The 22,399-nt window shown below is 70.0% G+C and carries 17 protein-coding genes and 3 pseudogenes; 17 read left to right on the top strand and 3 right to left on the bottom strand.

The window, feature by feature from the left end:
- The first annotated feature begins 26 nt into the window (after positions 1 to 26).
- Together QEG98_RS15300 and QEG98_RS15290 are read left to right on the top strand one after the other, a co-directional pair.
- Positions 27 to 2,533 (top strand): annotated as a pseudogene (locus QEG98_RS15300) (penicillin acylase family protein).
- 214 nt (positions 2,534 to 2,747) lie between these two features.
- Positions 2,748 to 3,194: a hypothetical protein gene (locus QEG98_RS15290; RefSeq protein ID WP_011552966.1), complete on the top strand. Its 447-nt coding sequence runs from the start codon at positions 2,748 to 2,750 to the stop codon at positions 3,192 to 3,194.
- Between the two features lie 28 nt (positions 3,195 to 3,222).
- Here the strand turns inward: QEG98_RS15290 and QEG98_RS15285 are convergent, their stop codons facing one another.
- A complete protein-coding gene (locus tag QEG98_RS15285; RefSeq protein WP_244172072.1) occupies positions 3,223 to 4,068 on the bottom strand; it encodes a ThiF family adenylyltransferase in 846 nt (281 codons plus the stop codon).
- Positions 4,069 to 4,634: 566 nt separating this feature from the next.
- Between QEG98_RS15285 and QEG98_RS15280 the strand changes: the two genes are divergently transcribed.
- Positions 4,635 to 5,975, top strand: a complete 1,341-nt coding sequence (locus QEG98_RS15280; RefSeq protein WP_316567212.1) for a hypothetical protein — start codon at positions 4,635 to 4,637, stop codon at positions 5,973 to 5,975.
- Between the two features lie 10 nt (positions 5,976 to 5,985).
- On the opposite strand, the gene QEG98_RS41910 is transcribed toward QEG98_RS15280, so the two are convergent.
- Together QEG98_RS41910 and QEG98_RS41905 are read right to left on the bottom strand one after the other, a co-directional pair.
- A complete protein-coding gene (locus QEG98_RS41910) occupies positions 5,986 to 6,930 on the bottom strand; it encodes a sigma-54 interaction domain-containing protein (RefSeq protein ID WP_410478021.1) in 945 nt (314 codons plus the stop codon).
- Positions 6,897 to 7,775 (bottom strand): PilZ domain-containing protein, encoded by an 879-nt coding sequence (locus QEG98_RS41905; protein ID WP_410478020.1) that lies wholly within the window; start codon positions 7,773 to 7,775, stop codon positions 6,897 to 6,899. The genes QEG98_RS41910 and QEG98_RS41905 overlap by 34 nt, the downstream gene beginning before the upstream one ends.
- A 211-nt stretch (positions 7,776 to 7,986) precedes the next feature.
- Here QEG98_RS41905 and QEG98_RS15270 point away from each other — a divergent pair, with 211 nt between their 5' ends.
- The 14 genes and pseudogenes from QEG98_RS15270 (at position 7,987) to QEG98_RS15205 (ending at position 22,395) form a co-directional block, all read left to right on the top strand.
- Positions 7,987 to 8,595, top strand: a complete 609-nt coding sequence (locus QEG98_RS15270; RefSeq protein ID WP_316567211.1) for a 4Fe-4S single cluster domain-containing protein — start codon at positions 7,987 to 7,989, stop codon at positions 8,593 to 8,595.
- A pseudogene (locus QEG98_RS15265) lies at positions 8,592 to 9,674 on the top strand (hypothetical protein). Before QEG98_RS15270 ends, QEG98_RS15265 begins: the two are co-directional and overlap by 4 nt.
- Positions 9,671 to 10,237, top strand: a complete 567-nt coding sequence (locus QEG98_RS15260; protein ID WP_011552960.1) for a hypothetical protein — start codon at positions 9,671 to 9,673, stop codon at positions 10,235 to 10,237. Before QEG98_RS15265 ends, QEG98_RS15260 begins: the two are co-directional and overlap by 4 nt.
- Entirely contained in the window at positions 10,234 to 12,354 is a 2,121-nt protein-coding gene (locus QEG98_RS15255) for an AAA family ATPase (protein WP_316567210.1), read from the top strand. The genes QEG98_RS15260 and QEG98_RS15255 overlap by 4 nt, the downstream gene beginning before the upstream one ends.
- Positions 12,347 to 12,613 carry a hypothetical protein gene (locus tag QEG98_RS15250; RefSeq protein ID WP_316567209.1) on the top strand — a complete coding sequence of 89 codons (267 nt, stop codon included), beginning with the start codon at positions 12,347 to 12,349 and terminating at the stop codon, positions 12,611 to 12,613. Before QEG98_RS15255 ends, QEG98_RS15250 begins: the two co-directional genes overlap by 8 nt.
- Positions 12,613 to 13,460, top strand: a pseudogene (locus QEG98_RS15245) (hypothetical protein); the annotation flags it as partial. The gene QEG98_RS15250 and the pseudogene QEG98_RS15245, both read left to right, overlap by 1 nt.
- A gap of 148 nt (positions 13,461 to 13,608) precedes the next feature.
- Positions 13,609 to 14,049 (top strand): hypothetical protein, encoded by a 441-nt coding sequence (locus QEG98_RS15240; RefSeq protein WP_316567207.1) that lies wholly within the window; start codon positions 13,609 to 13,611, stop codon positions 14,047 to 14,049.
- A 544-nt stretch (positions 14,050 to 14,593) separates the two neighbouring features.
- Positions 14,594 to 15,880, top strand: a complete 1,287-nt coding sequence (locus tag QEG98_RS15235; protein WP_316567206.1) for a hypothetical protein — start codon at positions 14,594 to 14,596, stop codon at positions 15,878 to 15,880.
- Entirely contained in the window at positions 15,877 to 16,899 is a 1,023-nt protein-coding gene (locus QEG98_RS15230; RefSeq protein WP_316567205.1) for an AAA family ATPase, read from the top strand. The genes QEG98_RS15235 and QEG98_RS15230 overlap by 4 nt, the downstream gene beginning before the upstream one ends.
- 7 nt (positions 16,900 to 16,906) lie before the next feature.
- The gene (locus tag QEG98_RS15225) at positions 16,907 to 18,130 is read left to right on the top strand and encodes a hypothetical protein (protein WP_316567204.1); all 1,224 of its coding nucleotides are present in this window, start codon (positions 16,907 to 16,909) and stop codon (positions 18,128 to 18,130) included.
- Positions 18,131 to 18,162: 32 nt separating this feature from the next.
- Positions 18,163 to 18,405 carry a hypothetical protein gene (locus tag QEG98_RS15220; RefSeq protein WP_316567203.1) on the top strand — a complete coding sequence of 81 codons (243 nt, stop codon included), beginning with the start codon at positions 18,163 to 18,165 and terminating at the stop codon, positions 18,403 to 18,405.
- 50 nt (positions 18,406 to 18,455) lie between these two features.
- Positions 18,456 to 19,811: a WGR domain-containing protein gene (locus QEG98_RS15215; protein ID WP_316567202.1), complete on the top strand. Its 1,356-nt coding sequence runs from the start codon at positions 18,456 to 18,458 to the stop codon at positions 19,809 to 19,811.
- An 83-nt stretch (positions 19,812 to 19,894) separates the two neighbouring features.
- On the top strand, positions 19,895 to 21,016 hold the full coding sequence (locus QEG98_RS15210; RefSeq protein WP_316567201.1) for a TIGR02996 domain-containing protein: 1,122 nt from the start codon (positions 19,895 to 19,897) through the stop codon (positions 21,014 to 21,016).
- Between the two features lie 29 nt (positions 21,017 to 21,045).
- Complete coding sequence (locus tag QEG98_RS15205) at positions 21,046 to 22,395, top strand: WGR domain-containing protein (protein WP_316567200.1); 1,350 nt, start codon at positions 21,046 to 21,048, stop codon at positions 22,393 to 22,395.
- Positions 22,396 to 22,399: the final 4 nt, after the last annotated feature.

The following is a 22,399-nucleotide window of genomic DNA, read 5'->3' as shown; positions in this document are numbered from 1 at the left end:
GCCACTCCCTACGCTCGACGACTGTCATGCACCCCAAACCTCCCTCGCCCCTCCGGCGCGGTGTGCTCCGGCGTACGCGGAGCACCCGCTGGCAGTTCTCCCTTCTCGCAGGCGTGAGCCTGCTGTTCAGCTCCGCCTGTGGTGACGACGACGAAGGCACGCCTCCGGCCCCGACGCCCACCTACGAAGTCACCATCCGCCGCACCGCCCACGGCGTCCCCCACATCACCGGAAAGGACATGGGCAGCGTGGCGTACGGCAATGGCTATGCCTTCGCTCAGGACCACGTCTGTATCCTCGCGGATCAGATCCTCAAGGTGCGCGGTGAGCGCGCCCGCTTCCTGGGCATGGGCCCCGGCAGCACCTACGCGGGCAGCGACTTCGCCTACCGCTCGCTGGGCCTCCACGCGCGCGCCACGGAGCGCATCAGCACGCAGCCCGCCACCCTCCAGGCCATGCTCAAGGGCTACGCGGCCGGCTTCAACCGCTACATCGAGGAGACGCCCAAGGATCAGCTCCCCGCGCCCTGCACCGGCGCCAAGTGGGTGCGCCCCATCTCCGATGTGGACCTGCTGGCCTACGCCTATAGCGTGGCGCTGACGGGCAGCAGCTATCAGGTCGCCCTCGCCCTCGCCGCGGCCACGCCGCCCGACGTGACGGCGACCACCCTGGGCACGCCGGACCGCGACCACGTCAAGGTCCAGCGGCCCGAGCTGCACCAGGTGGGCAGCAACGGCTGGGCCATTGGCCGCGACCGCTCCGCCACCGGCCACGGCATGGTGGTGGCCAACCCGCACTTCCCCTGGGAAGGCGAGCTCAAGCTGTGGGAGAGCCACCTCACCGTCCCCGGTGAGCTGGACATCTACGGCGTGGGCCTGCTGGGCGTGCCCGCGGTCCTCATCGGCTTCAACAACGACGTGGCCTGGACGCACACCTTCTCCTCCGGCCAGCGCATGACGCTGTACGGGCTGCGCCTGGTGCCGGGCAAGCCGACCTCGTACTACTACGACAACGAAGAGCGGGAGATGACCTGGAAGGACATCACCATCCTGGTCCGGCTCGACAACGGCACGCTCGTCAACGTCACCCGCCGCATGTACAGCAGCCACTACGGCCCCATCATCTCCATCCCCGGCACCGCGGAGTGGACCGAGCAGTCCGTGCTCACCTACCGCGACGCCAACCTGGAGAACGACACCCTGCTGGCGCAGTTCCTGGGCATGAACCAGGCCCGCAGCATGGATGAGTTCAAGGCCGTCTACGCGCGCGAGCAGGGCATCCCCTGGGTCAACACCATGGCGGCCGACCGCGCGGGCAACACCTGGTACACGGATGCCACGCCCACGCCGAACCTGTCGCAGGCGGCCCTGGCCACCTGGAACATCGCCCGCCAGGGCGCGGACCTGGCCACCACCGCCATCTGGCAGCAGATGGGCCTGGTGCTGCTCGACGGCAGCAACAGCCAGAACGAGTGGCAGGACGAGCCCGGCGCCCGCAGCCCGGGCCTGGTCCCCTTCAGCAAGGTGCCCAAGCTGGACCGCACCGACTTCGTCTTCAACGCCAATGACAGCTATTGGCTGACCAACCCCGCCGCGCCGCTCAAGGGCTTCTCGCCCCTGCACGGCCTGGAGGACGTGCCCCAGATGCCGCGCACGCGCCTCAACGCCGTCATGCTCACCGAGCAGGGCGAAGGTGGCGCGTCCGGCGCGGACGGCCTCTTCACCCGCACCGAGCTGCAGGACGCCATCCTCAGCAACCGCGGCATGATCGCCGAGCTGCTCATCGACGACGTGGTGGCCCGCTGCACCGGCCACACGACAGTGCCCTACGGCACGGACACCGTGGACATCAGCCAGGCGTGCTCGCTGATTGCCCAGTGGGACCGTCGCTATGACGTGGACAGCGTGGGCGCCATCGTGTGGCGCGAGTTCGCGGGCACGTTCACCATGGGCGAGCTGCAGGCGAGCCCGGCGCTGTACGCCACGCCCTTCGACCCGGCCGACCCCATCGCCACGCCCCACACGCTGGCGCCCGCGCCCGCCCAGGGCACCGACCCCGTCCTGACCAAGCTGGCCCAGGCCGTGACCACGCTGACGCGCGCGGGCCTGGCGCTGGACCTCCCGCTGGGCGAGGCGCAGTTCACCCCCGCGTGAGCGGCGAGCGCATCCCCATCCACGGCGGCGGCAACTACGATGGCGCGGCGAACATCGTCGGCTTCGGCACGCTGAAGTCCACCACGCCCAACGCCGAGGTGGGCAGCGCCACGCGCACCGTCGTCAACGGACGCACGGCCCTGGCCAACGGCGGCTACGTCATCAACAACGGCAGCAGCTTCATCATGGCCATGGAGTTCACGCCCACCGGCGTGCAGGCCAGCGCCCTGCTGACCTACAGCGAGTCCAGCAACCCGGCCTCGCCGTACTACGCGGACCAGACGCGGCTGTTCTCCCAGAAGCAGTGGCGGCCCATCCTCTTCACCGCCGAGGAAATCGCCGCCGCGCCGGCTGAGCAGATCACCCTCACCGGCGACTGACGCCCCCGCCGGCCCCCGATTCGTCGGGGGCCGGACACCTCGCGGCCCGGCGGGGCAACGTCGGGCCGCGGATGTCCGCCCTCCAGTCTGATTCCGTCTGCTTCAGGGACGCGCGCCAATGGGTGCGCAGACCGCCAGGCGCCGCCGTTCGTTCCTGGCGAAGGGGCACCGGGATTTCCCGGTGGAATCACCGCGGCAGCAGCAGGGGGACATCATGGCCACATCCGTCTACAAGACCGCCATCATCGGCAGAGTGTTCTTCCTCCGCTGGGAGGCACCACCCAGTCAGGAAGAAATCCACACCGTCTTCCAGCAGATGAAGGGCGCGCACGAGCAGCTTCAGCACCCGCTCGTCCTCGTCGCCAGCCTTTCACCGAAGTCCTCCGTGCCCAATTCGGAGCAGCGGCGCAACCTGTCCACCTTCCATTCGGACGCGCGCCCGCTCTTCACGGAGATTCACGCCATCGTCGAAGGCAATGACCTGCAATACAACCTGCAGCGGGTCATCATCTCCGGCATCAACCTGGTGACGCGCACCTTCGACGAGGCCTTCCACCGCGTGCACAAGCACGCCGACCTCGTCGCCCCCTACCTGGGCAAGAGCCTGGGCGTGGACGGCGTGAAGGTCATCGAGGAGGCCCGGGCGCGCGGCGTGGTGTGAGCGCGGCCCGTCCTTCCGTCCAGCGACGTCAGCTCGCGGCCGGGGCACCTCCGGCCCGCGACGCCGGGACCACCCGCCTCGCCAGGGCCGACGCGGCGGTGCCCCGGACGAAGCTGTGGTCGAAGAAGTCCACATAGAGGTACTCCGGCCACGACACCATGGACCGGGGGCCCCGCATCACCGCGCGCGTCAACTCCGTCACCATCATCCCCGCGGCGCTCGTCGCGCCCACCACGCAGGTGGGGGCGTGGCCCCGGCCCTGGAAGCACGCGTCCATGTACTCGCGGAGCATGTAGCTTCCCAGGTGGGGGATGATGGCCGGCAGGTCGATGCGCCCATCCGGCAGGATGTAGAGCGCTTCGTACAGCGGCGCGTCCGGCTGGAAGACGTGCAGCGCCGCGCCGAATCCCAACATCAGCCCCGTCATCACCGGCACGCCACGCTGGCGGCAGGCGCGGTGGAGCACCTGCTTCTCATGCGCCCCCGCGATGTCAATGACCTCCACCACGTAATCCACCGGCCCCAGCGCACCGCCCCCGCCCAGCACGTCCTCCACGTTGGCCTCGGTGATGCCCTCCGGCACTTCCCGCAGCCGCAGGGCCGGGTGGATGTCCCGGCACATCCGCCCCACCACCTCCACCTTGGAGCGGCCCAACGTGCTTTCGAAGCAGCCCACCTGCCGGTTCATGTTGTGGCGCTCGTAGACGTCGAAGTCCGCCAGCGTCACGCCGCCGAACCCCAGCCGCGCCAGGTCCACCGCGCACTGGCCACCCGCGCCGCCCACGCCCGCCACCAACACATGCGTGCGTGACAGTTTGTCCAGCGTCTCCGCATCCACCACGCCCAGATTGCGCTGGAACCGCTGCTCGAACATGGGCCGCCTCACGTTGAAGTCTGGCTTCCATGTGCCCCCCACCCAGGAGGGTGGCGAGAGCCCCACGGGCGCGTGTGTTCAGCACCCCTCCCACGTCACCTGGTGCCGTTCGGACCCCGTCAGTCCACCCGTACTGGAGAGCTAATCCGTTCTTGCCCGTTCTGGTCGCCTGTGGTCATTTGCGCGCGCTCGTCACCCACGCCTCTCAATCCCTGCCGGGTTCCTCGTGACGCCCCGGAAGCCGCACCGGTGATGCGCGGGCTTCAGCGATGAAGCACGCGCCGAAGTACCCCACCTGGCAGGGGATGTCAGAGGTTCGATCCACAGTGGCATTCACCCATGAAGTCCCTGTCTGGATAACACTCCAGGAGTTACAGGGGTTTAATGATTGGCGTGAATTCTGCTCGGGGGGGCGACACGTCAGGGGCGTCATGGGCCGGCGTAACTCGACTCCCCCGAACCTCTTCAGCCGATCCGAGGTCTGTATGCGTTCCGTGTTCTTCCTCTGCGTCTCGTTGGCATGTCTGTCGTTGGCTCGAACCGCCGAAGGGGCCCCTTCTGATGACATGCGACACGCTGTCTCACGGGCCGCGACGCTCCAGGGCGTGGCGCTGGCGGAGGGCGCGCCGGCCAGCGCCGCGCTCGCCGGTTCCAGCAATCGGGGAGGCAGTGAGCGGGTGGCGCTGTTCGGCGACGTGGCCCACTACCGCTACCGCCTGCAGGTGGGCCCATCGCAGCAGGACGTCATCACCCTGCACCGGGTGGTGCGGGAGGACGGGGCGTGGCGGCCGGCGCGTGCGACGCGCGCGGTGTTCATGGTGCACGGCGACGGGTGGGGCTTCGAGGCGGCGTTCCTCTCCAGCATCGGCTCCGCGTTCGTGCCGCCGGAGCAGTCCATCGCCGCGTATCTGGCGAAGGAGGGCGTGGACGTGTGGGGCATCGACCTGCGGTGGGCGGGCGTGCCGCAGAACACGCAGGATTTTCGCTTCATGAAGAACTGGACGCTGGAAACGCACGCGGCCGACGTGGGCGTGGCGCTGGGGGTGGCGAAACTGCTGCGGCTGGCGGGCGGCAACTTCATGGGCACCATGCACCTGCTGGGCTGGAGCCGGGGCGCGGTGGTGGGCTACGCGTACCTCAACCGCGAGGCCCGGCTGCCGCGCGCGCTGCGCCAGGTGGACGGCTTCATCCCCATGGACATGGCGGTGCGCTTCTCTCCGCAGGACGCGCAGCAGCAGGCGTGGGCGTGCGAGCGCCATGCGGCGCTGAGCAATGCCCGCCAGGAGGGCCAACTGGAGGGCGGCCTGCTCGGGCCGGCGCCGGGCATCATGCTGCAGGCCATTGGCCAGCTCGCCGCGGTGCAGCCGGCCGCGCCGTCGCCGCTGGTGCAGGACGACATCTTCGGGCCGGGCACGGGCCGGCCCTCGAACCGCAAGCTGGCCCTGGTCGCGGCGGGCGCAACGAGCGTGCTCTTCGCGCCGCTGCAGCCGGTTGTCCCGGCCTACCACCTGATGGGCAGCACGCCGGACACCATGGGCCTGCCGGAGCGGCTGTCCTTCACCCACGAGGGCTACCTCTTCGAGTTCGGCCAGCGCGCCGCCCCGTACCAGAGCATCAACGAGGTGGTGGAGACGGAGGCGTGGGCCTGCGGGAAGCCCGTACCCTACGGCGACCGCCTGCGTGACGTGAAGGTGCCGGTTCTGTACGTGGGCGCCGCGGGCGGCGTGGGCCGCTACGGCGAGCACAGCGTCACGCTGCTGGGCAGCCAAGACGTCACCCTGCTCAACATCAGCACGCTGCCGGAAACCGCGCGCGCCCTGGACTACGGGCACGCGGACCTGTTCCTGGCGGACGACGCGCGCGTGCGCGTCTGGAAGCCCATGCTCCAGTGGATTCGCGCCCACTGAGGCGCAAGGCCTAGCTGTCTCCCTTCCACAAGCCGTGGCGCCGGACCCGCCGGCCCAGCGTCACCGGGTCCATCCCCAGCGCCACGGCCGCGCGCCGCAGCACCCCGCCGTGGCGCTCCAGGGCCTCGCGGATGAACTCCCGCTCTACCCGATCCAGCCGCGCGCGCAGCGAGCCATCCCCACCCGGCTCGTTGCGCAGGGCCAGGGTGGAGCCCAGCACCGGTGGCAGCAGCCGCCGCGACACCACCTCGCCGGGGCGGGAGAGCAGCACCGAGCGCTCCATGACGTTGCGCAGCTCGCGCACGTTGCCCGGCCAGGCGTAGGCCCGCAGCGCGTCCACCGCGTCCGGCGCGATGCCGCTGGCGGAGCGGCGCAAGGTGCGGTTGAACAACTCCAGGAAGTAGAGCGCCAGCTCCGGAACGTCCTCCGGCCTGTCCCGCAGCGGGGGGATGTCCACGGTGAAGCTGTTGAGCCGGTAGAAGAGGTCCGCGCGGAAGCGGCCGGCGCGCACTTCCTCGCCCATGTCCTTGTTGCTGGCGGCCACCACGCGCACGTCCACGTGGCGCACCTGGGTGCCGCCCACCGGACGCACGTCCCCCGTCTCCAGCACGCGGAGGAGCTTGGCCTGGAGGTTGGCGGTGGTGTTCTCGATTTCGTCCAGGAAGATGGTGCCGCCGTTGGCGAGCACGAAGAGCCCGGGGTGGTCCGCCACCGCGCCCGTGAAGGAGCCCTTCACGTGGCCGAAGAGCTCGCTCTCCAGCAGCGTCTCCGACAGCGCGCCGCAGTCCTGCACCACGAGCGGCACGTCCCCCCGGCCACTGAGCCGGTGGAGGATGCGCGCCAGCACCTCCTTGCCCGTGCCCGTCTCGCCCTGGAGCAGCACGGCCACGCGGTGGGGCGCCACCAGGCGCACCAGCTCCATCACCCGCTGCATGGCGGCGCTGCGGAAGCCCACCTCATCTCCGCCGCGCCCACCGGGGCCGGCGGCAGCTTCTGCGACAGGGCGCGCTCGCGCAGCAAGCTGCGCTCCAGTTCCAGCGCCATGCGCCACTGCTCGGTGCGCACGCCGTGCTCGCGCCCCGCTTGAAGCACCGCCTGGTGCAGGGCCTCCCGCGTGGGTGAAGGCCCGAGCGCGCGGAAGATGCGCCCAGCGTTGAAGAGGGCCACCAGCCGCTCCGGCGCGGCCGGCGCGCAGTAGACGATTCGCGATGCCAGGTCACTGGGCGGCCCCGCGCCGGAAGGGTCCGCGTCCGCGCGGCGGGCGGCCAGGGACTCCACCAGGGCCAGGGCCTGCTCCTCGTCCTGGCCGCACACCACCAGGCACGCCGCGTCCCCGCGCGTCACCAGCGCGTGGGCGTCCGACGGGCTGGCGGCGAAGTGGAGCTTGGCCACCCCTTCCAGCGCGGCCGTCACCGCGCGCGCCTCCTGCTCGGTGGCGAAGGCCACCACCACCTGGAGGTGCGACGAGGCGAGATAGCGCGCCAGCTTCACGCCGTCCGCTTCCTCGAAGGCGCGGAAGCTCACGCCCATGGCCGCCACCGCGCCGGATGCGTCGTGACGCCAGCGCACCACGCCGCGCACGCGGATGTGCTCACCGGAGTCCGGAAGGGAGAACGACAGCTCCACGTCCTCGCCCTCACGCGGCCCTTCGGACGGCGTGTGCGGCGTGGCGATGAGCCCGATGCCCGTCTCACTGATGTTGACGGCCCAGCACCCATGGAGCGCGGGCTGCGTCACCACCTTCACGTACAACGGCTTGCGTTCGCTTCGAGGGGCGTAGGCGGACACAGGCCGCGTCATGACCACCACAGTCTACTTGAGGGATGAAGCGACGTTGACAATTTGCGACGCGAGAAGATTCGCCAGTCATCACTCGACCTGGATGTAGGCATAGGTCATGAACGACCGGGCGGCGGAAGGTATCAACAAGCAAACGAGCCCGTCTCGCGGCATGAGACACGTCCTCGCGCTCCCCCTGCGCCGCCGCTGCTGGCATGCTGGAGCCGTCTTCATGGCCATCGCCGCAGGCACCCCCAGCTCCGGCCCGACGCTCCGGATTGCCCAGCGAGTCCCCCGCACGGAAGCGGAGGGCCCCGGTGTGCGCTACGCCCTCTGGGTCCAGGGCTGCCCCCTGCGCTGCCCGGGGTGCTGCAACCCGGAAATGTTCGCGACCGAGCGCGGCACCGTGGAGACGGTGGAGGCGCTGGCCCAGGCAATCCTGGCCACCCCCGGTATCGAGGGACTCACCCTGCTGGGCGGCGAGCCCTTCTCCCAGCCCGGTCCCGCCGCGGCGCTGTGCGAGCGCGTCCGCGCCTCCGGGCTGAGCATCATGGTCTTCACCGGCCACACGCTCGCGGAGCTGCGGGCCCAGGCGCGGGACGACGTGGACCGGCTCCTCGCGACGGTGGACCTGCTGGTGGACGGCCGCTTCGAGAAGGACCAGCCGGAGACGGCGCGGCGGTGGATTGGCTCGCGCAACCAGGTGATGCACTTCCTCACCAGCCGCTACGCTCAGCACGACGCGTGCTTCACCGCCCCGAACACGGCGGAGGTGCACTTCGTCGGCGGCAAGCTCGTCATCAACGGCTGGCCCGCGCTCGCCGACCGGCTCCGTCCATGATTCGCGTCGCTCCGTCCGAGCTCGAGCTGCTCACGCTCGCCCGCGCCATCGTCGGCCTGGGGCAGTACGCCCCCGTGGAGTACCTGCTCCGCAACCGGCACGCCGTCCCAGCGAAGTTCAGTCCCGGCGCGATGGAGGTCCTGCGGGACACGCTCGCCAAGGGCAGTGTGATGGCGCTCGCCCGATGCGGCGGCTGGCGCCAGCAGCTCACGGTGCGCGACGGGCAGGCACGCACCGGCCGGCTCTGGGAGCGGCATGCTCCGCCCACCCTGCGCTTCTCCCCCTCACCTTCCACGTCCTGAAGTGGCTTCTGGAACAGCCCCTGACGAAACACGGGGCCATGCCGCTGGAGGTGGACGGCCCCCACGCTCGCCGACGAGCTCATCCTCTTTCTCTGCTGCCGTCTGGTGGCGGGCACCCCCTGCGCGCCGGCCCTGGGCGCACAGCACCTCTTCCGCCGCTCCGCCCTCTGCTGGCTGGGCTTCCCGGAGCAGTTCGGGACGCACCGTCCGGAGTTCGATGCCACCGCCTTCGCGCCACTGCTGGCGGACGGCGCGTGGCTGCTGGAGGCGCTGCGGCGGGAGCTCGTGCAGCGTTGGCGTGGGTTGGAGGAGTCCAAGCGCCACATCGCGTCACCCGAGGAGGCCCTGGCCCTGGGCACCGCGCAGGAGGCCGTGCTCGCCGCGTTCCTCGACGCGGTGGATGGCGCGGGCCGAAGGGACCTCGCGGGCTTCCTCCTCGAAGCGGCGCGCCCGTTGCTGGAGCAGCCCGCCACGCGCTGGGTGGAGGGGCTGTCTTCCTCTGCGACGTTGTCCTCCCGGGCCGCGGCGGCTCGTGCCGCCGCCGCCTTCCTGCGCGCGCTGGGGCGGCTGTCGCGCTGGGACGCGGAGCACCGCGCGGTGCGCTTCTTCGACGACGACTACGACGCCGCCCAGCACCTGCTGTCTGAATGGAGCGCCTTCGGTGAAGCAGGCTTCCGCCGCGCCGAGGACCACGCCCGGCAGCTGGCCACCGCCCTCACCAGCGCCAGCGGCGCCTCCGCCACACCTCCACCTTCCTCCGCCGGGAGCGCTTCATGAGCCGCGCCTACCGAGTCTCCGTCTCCGAGTCCCTCAACCGCGTGGTCCAGGCCGAGGACGGCCTCTGCTCCAAGCTGGAATTGCTCCCCCTCCTGTCGCGCGAGGAGCTGGCCGGGCTGCTCGCGGCCGAGCTGGCGAACCGGGGCTTCACGCAAGAGGGCGACGTGGCTCTGCGCACCGAGGCGGATGGTGTCCGCATCGCCATCGACGTCACCACCGGTGACGTCAGCGTCACCCTCAGCGGCGAGCAGGAGGTGGAGCTGAAGGCGCGCGGCGAGCTGGCCGTGGAGAGCCCTCACGAGGTGGAGCAGGCAAAGCTGCGGGCCCAGGACCTGGCGCGCGCGCGGCTGGAGGACGCGGCGGACGTCGCCACGGACAAGCTGCGACAGCAGGTCACCCAGAAGCTCGAAGGCCGGCTGAAAGACCTCAAGTCGGAGCTGGACTCCATCTCTAACAAGGTGACGGCGGAGGCGCTCAAGGTGCGCGCCGGGCAGCTCGGCACCATCGAGGAGGTCCACGAGGACGCGGCGACGGGCTCACTCACCATCAAGGTGCGCGTATGAGTCAGCGCATCCCCGAGGAGTCACTGCCCACGGAGCTGTCGCCCTTCGCCGCCGTCGAGGCCGCCTACCCCGCCGAGCTGAACCGCGTCTGCGAGGCGCTGCTGCGCGGGCTGCCCGTCATGGTGGAGGCGGACAAGGAACTGACGCCCTACTTCTACAAGTGCCTGCGAGACAGGCTGAAGAAGGACGGCAAGCAGTTCCTCTACCTGGACGGCCGCACCGCGCAGGAGCCTCCACCGGGCATGCCCGCGCCCAGCATGATGGCCACGCTCATCGCGCAGCTCCGGGACGCGGTGCGTGGCGCGGTGCGCGAGCGCATCGTCGTGCTGCCCCACCTGGACCTGCTCACCACCAGCAGCGGCGGGCTCACCAGCGAGGCACGCGAGGTCATCCCCCTGCTGTACGAGAACCCGGAGATGGTCTGGGTCGGGTTCAAGGACCCATCCTTCGCCGTGCCGCGCGTCATCGAGAACCTCTTCCCCCACAAGGAGAGCATCCTCGGCGTGGGGCGCGACCGGCTGCGCTACCTCATCACCCAGCGCGAGTGCCGCAAGTTCGGAAGGGGCCTGCAGCCCTACGCGCTCTACAAGCACGTCTCCGGCGTCAACGCCGTGCGGCTGCGTCGCCTGCTGGGCGCCATCACCGGTGAGGACTACCCCGCCAACCCGAAGCCCGCGTATGCGCAACTGCGCTCGGCCACGCTCACCGGTTCGCTCAGTGTGCCGGAGCTGGAGCTGCACGCGGACATCGGCGGCTACGCCAAGGTGAAGCAACGGCTCCAGCAGGAGATTCTGGACGTCCTGGCGCACAAGGACACGCTGAGCGACCCGGAGGCGGTGAAGCGCGTGGAGGCGCTGCTGCCGCGCGGAATGATTTTCTGGGGCCCTCCCGGCACCGGCAAGACGCTCTTCGCCAAGGCCATGGCCTCGTCGCTAGGTGCGGCGGTCCAGGTGGTGAGCGGCCCCGAGCTCAAGAGCCGCTGGGTGGGCGAGAGCGAGGAGAACCTCCGGCAGATCTTCGTCCGCGCGCGGCAGGCGGCGCCCAGCATCATCGTCTTCGACGAATTGGACTCCTTCGCGTCAGCGCGTGGCACGTACACGGGCTCGGGCGTGGAGCACTCCATGGTGAACCAGCTCCTCACGGAGATGGACGGCTTCCGCAAGGAGGAGCTGGTCTTCGTGGTGGGCACCACCAACTTCGTGGAGTCCCTGGACCCCGCGCTGCTGCGCCCGGGCCGCTTCGAGTTCCAGCTCTGCATCCCCTATCCCAACAGCTCGGACCGGCGCGCCATCCTGTCCATCTACAACCAGAAGCTGGGCCTGGAGATGACGGAGCGCGCGCTGGACTACGCGGTGAAGCGCACGGGCGACCGCGTGGAAGGCACTGGCACGCGCTTCTCCGGCGACCACATCCAGGCCCTGTGCCGGGCACTCGCACGTCGGCGGTTGCGCGACGGCGCCCAGGGCCCCACCGAGGCGGTGGACGTGGAGCGCGCCCTCACGGAGTTCCTGGACCGGCCGGAGCTCACGCCCATGGAGGAGCGCGTCGTGGCCACACACGAGGCGGGGCACGCGGTGTGCGCGCTCTTCTGTGAGCACGCGCCCGCCATCGACCGCATCAGCATCCGGGGTGACCTGGCGGGCTCGCTGGGGCACGTGCAGTACGCGGACCCGGCGCACCGGTACGTCGTCACGCGAGGCCAGCTGCTGGACAGCATCTGCATGCTCTTCGGCGGCCGGGAGGCGGAGGCGCTGCTCCTGGATGACCTCTCCCTGGGCAGCGCACATGACCTGGAGCGTGCCACGGAGATTGCGCGCGAGCTGGTGGAGGACCTGGGCATGGGCGGAGACCGCGTGCCCGTGCGGCGCTTTGATGCACCGGGACGGCAGGGGGACCGGCATGCCCTGTCCGACGCGACGCGAAGCACGCTGGAGGCCGCGATACAGGAAGTCCTGGCCGTCCAACGGGCCCGGGCCCGCGATATCCTCCAGCGCGAGAAGGAGCGGGTCGTGGCCCTGAGAGATTTGCTCATCGAACGCAAGGTGTTGGACCGCGAGGCCTTCACCCATCTGGTGCCCGCGCCCGTGGCGCCGAAGAAGGAGCCCGCGCTTGGCTAGCCTCATCCTCCGCCTCCAGGTGGACCCGGCGACGGGCCGCAAGGACGTCATCATCCAGTACGAAAGTGACGCGGACGCGCTGCCCATGGAGCACGAGGACGAGCACCGACGGCTCGTGGACTCGCTCATCCAGGGCGGCACGCTGAAAGCCTCCGAACTGGGCCGCGTCATCGTCCAGCGCGACACGCCGTCGGGCAAGGCCGCCGAGCCCACCTCCACCGCCGAGGACGCCTCCGAGAAGGTCCGCCAGAAGGCCTGATGTCCATGCTCGTCTTCACCAGTGAGGAGGCGCTCCACCTGGCGCTGACCTCCGGACTCGTCCCCGCCGAAGTCCAGGCCGCCCCCGCCCGCTATCATCGGACGTCCGACGGCGCGCTTCACGTCCTGCCGGAGGTGATGCCCGCGAAGGAGGTGCTCGCGCACCTCGCGTCCCTCGGCGTGCAGGTGACGCGGAGCCACTCGAAGGAGGCCACGCCGGTCCTCTGCTGGGCAGAGCTGGTGACGGCGCGGCGCGTGCCGCTGGAGAGCGCGCCGACCGGCCCGGTGCTGTTCCTGCCCCCGAGCGCCGATGCACTCCTCCCCTTGGCGGGCGAGATGCTGCGCCTGGGGTGCGACCGGCAGGAGGTGTGCTTCGCCCAAGCCTCGGGAGGAAGCGGACAGCGCGCCTTGCTGCGCGCGATGGCACCGCCCTACTTCACCGTCACCAGCGCGCTGGACGCCGCGGGCCCGCTGCGTGCCTTCGTTCCCGCAGTCCCAGGGCAACACGCCGTCTGGGTCGAGGTGGGCTACACGCATCCGCTCGCGCGCACGCTGCAAGCGCCCGCGGGGACGCTGCTGCTCGTCCGCGGCGAAGGCCCCTGGCTGACCGCGCCGGACGGCCCGTGGACGGACCTGTACCAACACACCGACCTGCGGCTCCCAACCCCGGGCGAGGACTGGATGCCCGCGCCCCCCCGGGCCGGCTGACGGTGCCGCTGCGCCTCACGCGAGCCGCACGTACGGAACACGCGAGCCTGTGGGTGCTGCGCGAGGATGCGCTCGCCCAGGTGGAGTCCCTGGTCCACACGGTGCCGGAGCCGCTGCTCGCGCAGCTTCGCTTCGCTGTCACGGGGCCACCGGAGGCGCCGTGCATCGTGCTCCGTGCCCGAGCGGGCCGGGAGCGCCCCCGGAGTTGGGCCTGTCGGGCATGGCGTACGCGCCGCTGCCTCAGCTCGCGGACCTCTTCCTGCCGTGTGACGGACTGCTGGAGCCCCCGTGCGAAGGGACCGCCTGCGCGCGCTGCTCGTGCCCCAGGCCGACACCGTGACGTGGCTCCACCCCACCGGGGGTGGAGGCTTCCGCGCGGAACGGCTGCCGGAATCCGCGTTCCAGCCGCTCGACACGTGGGTGGACTACGTCGTGGATGCCGACGCCGACGCACTCATGCCGTGGGTCCGGAGCGCCAGCTTCGACTTCGCCGCCTTCGAGGCCGCGGAGGGTGAGTGGCAGAGCGCGGCCCGCACGATGCAACCGGACGAAGACGACGACCGGAGCCCACGAGGCACGCGCCGTAGCCGCCGTGAAGTGCCGGCGCCACCCGTGACGCCCGCGAGCCCACCCCCATCGTCGCGGTCCGCGTCGCCCAACCTGTGCCCACCGGGGTCCGCCTGGCGCCGCTCACGCCCGCGCAATCCAGCGCGGTGGAAGAGGAGCTGAGTTCGCTGGAGAAGTCCTTCCTGGCGCTGGAGGTGCCCGCCGATTCGCCGCAGCGGCAGGAGCACTGGACGCGCATGGCGGAGCTGAACGGGCGGCTGGGCCGCAAGCGCGACGCGAGCCTGTGCTGGACACGCGCGCTGTGGTCCGCGTCCGACACCGAGGCCACCGAGCTTGCACGGCGCTGGTCCGATTCAGAAAACGAAGGAGGCGCCACCCCCGCCGAACGGATGGCGTCCCCCGCGCCCACGGGCGATGACGTGCGCGGCGTCGCCAGCAGCCTGGTGCGCGCGGTGTGCGTCCCAGGTGCGCCCGCGCCTGTCGACGTGGCGGCACTTCAGCGGTGGCTGGACCGGCATGACGCGGAGCTCGACGTCCGGGCGCTCTGGCTCACGCGGACGGCGCTCGACACGCTGGCGGGTGGCGATGCGCTCGGACTCGCGCGAGCGGGCGACCGGCTGCTGGAGATGCTTCAGCGAGGGCTTTCCTCGCGAGAGACGTTCCGCGCTTCCTGCGAGGTGGCACCGATTCGGCCCATGCGCCCCGGGTGCTGGCCCAGCTCGAAGCCCTGCTGGAGCGGTTCGAGCACACGCCCCGCCGCCGCTCGTCCATCGAAGCGGCGCCCGCCCTCACGCTGGCCTATGTCCGCTTTGTCTTCGCCGTGGGACTCGCGCGGCTCGGGCAGGCGGACCGTGCCCGCACCCTGGCGTCCGCGGCGGCGGAGGCGGTCGATGCGAAGGAAGCCATCCACGGCTTCCTTTCCCGAGCGTACGGCGCGCGCGTGGCCCAGGCCCTGGAAGGCCAGCCGCCCGAGACACCGCTGCCGTCCGACATCGCCGCCGAGCTGAATGCCCTGGGGACCTTCCAGCGGTACAAGGTGGATCGGCTGCGGCAGGCGTCGGCGCTGTTGGAGCCCAGCGAGCGGCTCGACCCCGCGAGGGCCTTCGGGCGCGGCGCGAGGGACTTGCGCGGAGAGGAGTTCGCCGCCCTTCGCGACTTGAAGGACCCGGCGCAGGTGGCGGCGCAGGTGGAGGCCCTGACGGGCCGGGCCACCGATGCGACGCTGCCCGCCGAGGAACGGCAGCGGCTCATCGGAGGACTGCTGGACACGCTGCCACGCGTCGCGCCGGCGCGTGCGCTTCCACTCCTGAACCGGCTCGTCTCATCGATGGAGGCGCTTCCCGGTGAAGCCCAGGCCGTGATGCTGGGCGATGCCCTGACGCTGGCGGCCCTCTTCGGCCGCGCGGACCACGCGATGACGTTGGCGGCGCGGCTGCGCAAGGTGCTCACGGCGCTGGCCCCCACGTCGCCTGCCTGGGGTCAGGGCATCCTGGGTGTGAGCCTGCGCGGCCTGCGCCGGGTCGGCCTGTCTCGCGAAGCCGCCGAGCTGGTGGACGCGGCGCAAGAACGCCTGACGGGGCCCAAGACACCGCTGACGGCGCGGCTCGGTGTGGCGGCGGGTCTGGCCATGCAGGGGCGCACGGCCGAGGCCGTCGACGTGTTCGACGCCGCCTTCGAGTCACTGGGCGCGGCGAAGGGCGGACTCCCTGAGCGGCTGGCGCTGATGCGCAGCCTCGCGAGCGCCCTGGCACATGCCCCCGTGGAGCTGGCGCTTCCGGGGCTGGCGCGCATCTCGGAAGGGCTGCCCATCATCACGGACAGCTACAACACCAACAGCCACTTCTGCCTCTCCGTGGTGGAGCTGGCGGACGCGCTGGTGCAGGGCCACGTGGAAGTGGCGCAAGGCACCGGAGCGCGTGCGCGAAGCTGGCTCGACGAAGACGAATTCCTGGTGCGACGGCGCATCCATCGGGAGCTGGAGGAGCGCACATGAGCAGTCTTCCCGCCATCTCCGAGCTGACGTTCGACGCGCTCTCGAGCGAGGCCCACGGCCTGCGCGAGCGCCTCAACCGCTTCCGCCTGGCGCTGGGCCGTCACTTCGTGGGCAAGCAGACGCTGGTGGACCTGATGACGGTGGCGGCGGTGGCGCAGGAGCCGCTGCTGCTGGTGGGCCCACCGGGCACGGCCAAGTCGGACCTCGTCCTCAAGTTCCGGGACGCGCTGCGCATCCCCAACGAGGATTACTTCGAGTACCTCCTGACGCGCTTCACCGAGCCGTCCGAAGTGCTGGGCCCCATCGACATCAACCTGCTGCGCCAGGGCCGCTACATCCGGCGCGAGGGCGGCAAGCTGCCCACGGCCCGGCTCGTCTTCCTCGACGAGGTCTTCAAGGCCAGCTCCGCCATCCTCAACGCGCTGCTCACCGTCATCAACGAGCGCAAGTTCTACCAGGACGGCGCGCCGCAGCCGGTGAAGCTGAAGGTGCTCTTCGCCGCCACCAACGAGTTGCCCGAGCACGCCGAGCTGGGCGCGCTCAAGGACCGCTTCTGTCTCAAGGCCGCGTGCCGTCCGGTCCAGGACCGCTACTTCCTGGAGCTGCTGGACTCCGGCCTGGATTCGCAGACGCACCGGGAGATGAACCAGAAGCCCTGGGCGGAAGGGCACGCCACGCTGGACGACGTGCTCAAGGCCCACCGTTACCTGACGCTGATGATGGGCAAGCGCGAGACGGGCCAGGATGGCCGCGAGCTGCGCGACCGCGACCTGTTCTTCCGCGATGACTTGCTGCGCGAGTTCCGCCGAGTGGTGCAGACGCTGACGCGCGAGGACGGCGTGTTCATCAGCGACCGCAAGCTGGTGAAGCTCTACCGCCTGCTCCGGACGCGGGCGTGGATCTTCCACGGCGGCGCGGTGGAGCGGCAGGACCTCCAGCTCCTCTCGTACCTGGGCGAGACGCGGGAAGAAATCGACCTGCTGGAGGAGAAGGTGCCCCGGCTGCTGGGCCTCTCGTGAGTCGCGGATGAGCACGGAGCTGAGAAGCCCTCAGGACACGGAGCGCTGGCTGTGCGCGGGGCTGTGCCTGATTCGGCACGAGGACCTCACGGCCGACGCGTTGACCTCGGCCGTGCCGTGGCTCCTCGCCACGCTCGCGGAGTCGCCTGCCCTGCCCCCACCCGCGTTCATCGCGGACCTCGGCCGGCTCGTCGCGGGGGTTCCGCTCGCGCCCTCCGCGCCCGTTCCCGATACCCAGCCTCGGCTGCGCGTGGCGGTGCGCGCGTATGACGACCACGTACTGGCACGCCTGGCCGCGGAGCCCCACCTGGAGGCGGTCTCCGCCGCCCTCGCACGGTTGCCCGAGACGCTCCGGCCGCGAGGCGTCGCCTTCCTCGTCGCGCGCGTCCTGACCCGCATGGGCTTCACCGCGGGAAGCCCGGTGAGCCCCGCCCTGGCCCGGCGCGTCCTGGAGCGTCCGCCCACGGAGTTGCTCCAGGCGGGCTACACGGCCCTGCGCGAATCAGGAAGCAGCGCCGCGTTAGACCGGCTCACGGAAGGCTATGAAGCCCTGGCGAGCGCGGCCCGGCGCGCCCATGTCCTGCTCGGCGACGCGGAGTCCTTCACGCTGGAGAACCTGGAGCACCTCCAGGGTAAGGCGCAGCGGATGGCTTTGGAGCAGGCCGTGGAGGCGGCGGAGGCCCTGTCGCGAACCCTGCCGCCCAAGCTCCGCGCCCGTCCGGTGAGCACCGCACCGCTCCCCATGGTGTTGGAGGACGAGGCCGCCTTCCCACAAGGCGGATTCTCCTCCGTGTCCAACGTGGGCAGCCTGGAGAACCTCGTCACCTCCGAGCTCGTCTACATGGAGGACGAGCCCAATCTCGACCTCTTCGACGTGCGCTATGTGGAGGGCGAACTCCTCTACTACACGCGCGACGAGAGCATCTCCGTTCGCCGCCGGCGCGTCATCACCTTCGTCCTGCCGCCGGACCTCGTGGATGCGCGCGTGAAGGACGCGGGGGTCCGCTGGCAGCGCGTCGTGGTGTCAATGGGCCTGCTGCTCTGCCTCGTACGGCGGCTCTCCCTCTGGCTGGGCAGCGAGGAGCTCCACTTCCGCGCCGTCTTCCTGCACGCCCATGACGGCTCGGCCCCCTGGAGGCTGAACGCGGCCTCTGCGAGCTGCTGCTGCGCGAGTGGCGCGCCCGTGGCACGGCGGAGGTCTTCACCGCCGCCACGCTCGACGAGGTCCTGACGGATGCGGAAGAGCGTGCGAAGCGCGCGCGGGTGGACCTGGTGCTCCTCGACGCAAGCAGTCAAGTCGAGAAGGTGTTTCATCCCGGCGCCTCCCGCGTCGAGCGGCACGTGCTCGACCTCAGCGGCCCCTCCCCTCGCATGCGGACCATCCGAGACAAGCGAGAAGACCTGGATTCTCGAAAGTCGGAAGCGCCGATGAGCGCCGCCCTCGGCAGCGCGCATTGGGAGGCATGGGTCGGCGTAACGCTTGAGCTTGCGCAAGGGCTTCTCTAGCGTCCGTCTCACAACGCGCCCCACCCGGCGCAACGGACGAAGGACGGGCCATGCCGCGGTACGAGTTCAAGGAAGGCAGCTCCAGCAAGTTCTGGGAAATCAACCTCTCCGGCAGCAGCTTCACCGCGCGGTGGGGCCGCATCGGCACCGACGGCCAGGAGAAGACCCAGACCTTCGGCTCTCCCGCTGAGGCCCAGAAGGAGCACGACAAGCTCGTCCGCGAGAAGGAGAAGAAGGGCTACGTCCTGGCCGACAAGAGCGACGATGACGATGCCGAAGGCGGTGGGGGTGAGGAGCCTGCATCCAATCCGGAGCTCGAGGCCGCCATCCTCAAGGACCCGGACAACGTGGACGCGTACCTCGTCTACAGCGACTGGCTCCAGGGCCAGGGCGACCCGCGCGGCGAGCTCATCGCCATCCAGCACGCGGCCTCCCAGGCCAGCGGCACGGAGGCCAGCGACCTGAAGCGCAAGGCCGCCGCGCACATCAAGAAGTACCAGACGCTGCTGCTCGGCGAGCTGGCGGCCGGGGTGAAGTCGGAGGAGCTGTCCCTGGAGTGGCACCTGGGATTCATCCGCTCCGCGCGCGTGGGCCAGAAGGAATACGACTCTGACTTCAACGTCCCGGAGACGGCCGGGGCGCTGCTCAAGCACCCCTCCGCGCGCTTCATCCGCAGCCTCACCATCGGCATGGCGAGCTTCGACGGTGAAAACGAGTACGGTGAGACCGTCCAGGCGCTCGTCGAGGCCGGGGGTTCGAAGACGATTCAGGAGCTCTTCATCGGTGACTTCGAGTACCCGGACGACACCGAGATTTCCTGGACGCACCTGACCGACATCTCCGCCCTGCTCAAGGTGCTGCCCGACCTGCGCAAGCTGCGGCTGCGCGGCGGTGAGTTGGAGCTGGGTGACGTCGACCTGCCCGAGCTGCGCGAGTTCACCGTGGAGACGGGCGGCCTGCCGCTGGCGGCCGTCAAGTCCATCGCCAACGCGAAGTGGCCGAAGCTGGAGCGCCTGGAGGTGTGGTTCGGCAGCGACAACTACGGCGCGGAGGGCGGCGTGGAGGACATCCAGCCCATCCTCGACGGCAAGGGCCTGCCGAACCTCAAGCAGCTGGGCCTGCGCAACTCCGAGTTCACGGACGCGCTCGCCCAGGCGCTGCCCACCGCGAAGGTGCTCCCGCAGTTGGAGACGCTGGACATCTCCATGGGCACCCTGTCCGACGAGGGCGCGCGCGCCTTGGCGGACAAGGCGGCGGCCTTCGCCCACCTCAAGCAGCTCGACGTCACGGAGAACACGCTGACGGACGAAGGCCAGTCGCTGCTGCCCAAGGCGATTCCCCACGCCAACGTGGGCAACCAGCGCGACTACGAAGAGGAGTACCGCTACTCCGCGGTGGGTGAGTAACCGGAGCCGCATTCAAAGCCTTGCCGGAAGGCGCGCCGTCACGCGGCGCGCCCATGGTGGCACCTTCGACCAGAGCCACGGGAATGACAGCCACGACCGCCTCGAACCCGGAGTTGGAGGCCGCCATCCTCGAGGCCCCGGACAACGTGGACGCGTACCTGGTCTACGGCGACTGGCTTCAGGTGCAGGGAGACCCACGCGGCGAGCTGATTGCCCTGCAGCACGCGGCCTCGCTGGCCACCGGCACCGAGGCCAGCGACCTCAAGCGCAAGGTCACCACGCTCATCAAGAAGAACAGACCCCTGCTGCTCGGCGCGCTGGCGGAAGCGGCGAAGGAGCAGGAGGTCACGGTGGAGTGGCACCTGGGATTCATCCGCTCGGCGCGCTTGGCCCGGAAGGACTTCCACTCCACCTGGGACGTCGCCGAGGCCGCATACGAGCTGCTCACGCACCCCTCCGCACGCTTCATTCGGGGTCTCACCATCGGCATGGTGGACTTCGAGGGCAACAACTCCTACGCCGACGTCGTCGACCAGATGGTGGAAGCCGGCGGTTCGAAGACACTCCAGGACCTGTTCATCGGAGACTTCGAGTACCCCGGCGAAACGGAGATGTCCTGGTCGAGGCTGTCGGACGTCTCGAAGGCGCTGAAGGTATTTCCCAACCTGCGCACGCTGCGTCTGCGCGGCGGCGAGCTGGAGCTGGGTGACATCGACCTGCCCGAGCTGCGTGCGTTCACCGCGGAGTCGGGCGGCCTGCCGCTGGCGGCCGTCAAGTCCATCGCCAACGCGAAGTGGCCGAAGCTGGAGCGGCTGGAAATCTGGTTCGGCAGCGACAACTACGGCGCGGGCGGCGGCGTGGAGGACCTTCAGCCCATCCTCGACGGCAAGGGCCTGCCGAACCTCCAGCGGCTCGGCCTGCGCAACTCCGAGTTCACGGACGAACTCTGCACGGCGCTCCCCACGGCGAAGGTGCTGCCGCGGTTGGAGACGCTGGACCTGTCCATGGGCGTCATGTCCGATGAAGGCGCCCGCGCACTGGCCGGCCATGCAGCGACCTTTTCCCACCTCAAGCGACTCGACGTCACCGACAACATGCTGACGGACGAAGGCCAGACGCTGCTGTCGAAGGCGCTGCCCAACGTGAGTGCAGGCCACCAGCGCGAGTTCGACGAGGACTACCGATATGCCTCGGTGTCCGAGTAGCGTCGCAGCGCACTCCAGGGGGTCACACCATGCCGCGCTTCGAGTACACGGAAGGCACTTCGAGCAAGTTCTGGGAAATCGAACGGAAGGACGCCGTCGTCACCACCCGCTGGGGCCGCATCGGCGCGGAGGGCCAGGAGAAGACCCAGAAGTTCAAGCAGGCGTATGAAGCGCTGCAGGCGTACCAGAAGCAGGTCCTGGAGAAGACGAAGAAGGGGTACACGCGCATCAAGCCGAAGGACACGGCGCCTGCGGCCAAGACGAACCCGGAGCTGGAGGCCGCCATCCTCCAGGCTCCGGAGTCTGACGACGGCTACCTCGTCTACGCCGATTGGCTCCAGGGCCAGGGCGACCCGCGCGGCGAGCTGATGGCCCTGCAGCACGCGCAGCGCCAGGCTCAGGGCGCGGAGGCCACCAGCCTCAAGCGGAAGGTCGCGGCCCTGTACAAGAAGCACCAGGAAGCACTGCTGGGCGTGGGCCTCACGTCGATGCTCGGCGAGAAAGCCCTGACGCTGGAGTGGCACCTGGGCTTCATCCGTGGCGCGCGCGTCGCGGCGCCGAGTTTCGACTCGGACGCCGACTTCGACGTCGTCGAAACCCTGACGATGCTCCTCCGCAGCCCCTCCGCACGGTTCCTCCAGGAGCTGACGCTCGGCCTGCCGGACAACGACGGTGACAACGAGTACGGCGACCTCATCAAGGTCGTCACCAGGCTGGCGCCGAAGACGCTTCAACGGCTGTTCATCGGTGACTTCGTCTTCCCGGACGAGTCGGAGATCTCCTGGGTCAAGCTGGGGAACCTCGCGCCCCTGCTCAAGGCCCTGCCCCACCTCACCACCTTGAGGCTGCGTGGCGGAGAGGTGCGCCTGGGGCCGGTAGAGCTGCCGGAGCTGCGGCGCTTCACGATGGAGTCAGGCGGCCTTCCTCGGCCCGCGGTGCAGTCCATCGCCAGTGCGAAGTGGCCGAAGCTGGAGCAGTTGGAAGTCTGGTTCGGCAGCGAGGAGTACGGCGGACGGTTCCGCCCGAGTGACATCCAGCCCATCCTCGACGCCACGGGGCTGCCGAACCTGAAGCACCTGGGACTGTGCAACGCGGCCTTCTCCGATGAGCTCGCGACCGTGCTGCCGAAGGCCAAGGTGCTGAAGCAGTTGGAGTCGCTGGACTTGTCGAAGGGCACGCTGATGGACACCGACGCCGAGGTCCTGGCGGCGAACGCGGCGGTGTTCAAGCACCTCAAGAAGCTGGATGTGTCGCAGAACCAGCTCACGCGCAAAGGCGTGAAGCTGCTGGCCTCGTTGTGCCCGGACGTGGCGGCGGGGAACCAGCGCGACATCTACGACGATGGCGAAGGCGGTCGCTACGTCGCCGTGAGTGAGTAGTCCG

It is taken from the genome of Myxococcus sp. MxC21-1 (assembly GCF_032612255.1).
GTDB classification, from domain to species: domain Bacteria; phylum Myxococcota; class Myxococcia; order Myxococcales; family Myxococcaceae; genus Myxococcus; species Myxococcus virescens.
The sequence above is the reverse complement of the archived record's forward strand: the minus strand, read 5'-3'. Positions and strand labels throughout refer to the sequence as shown.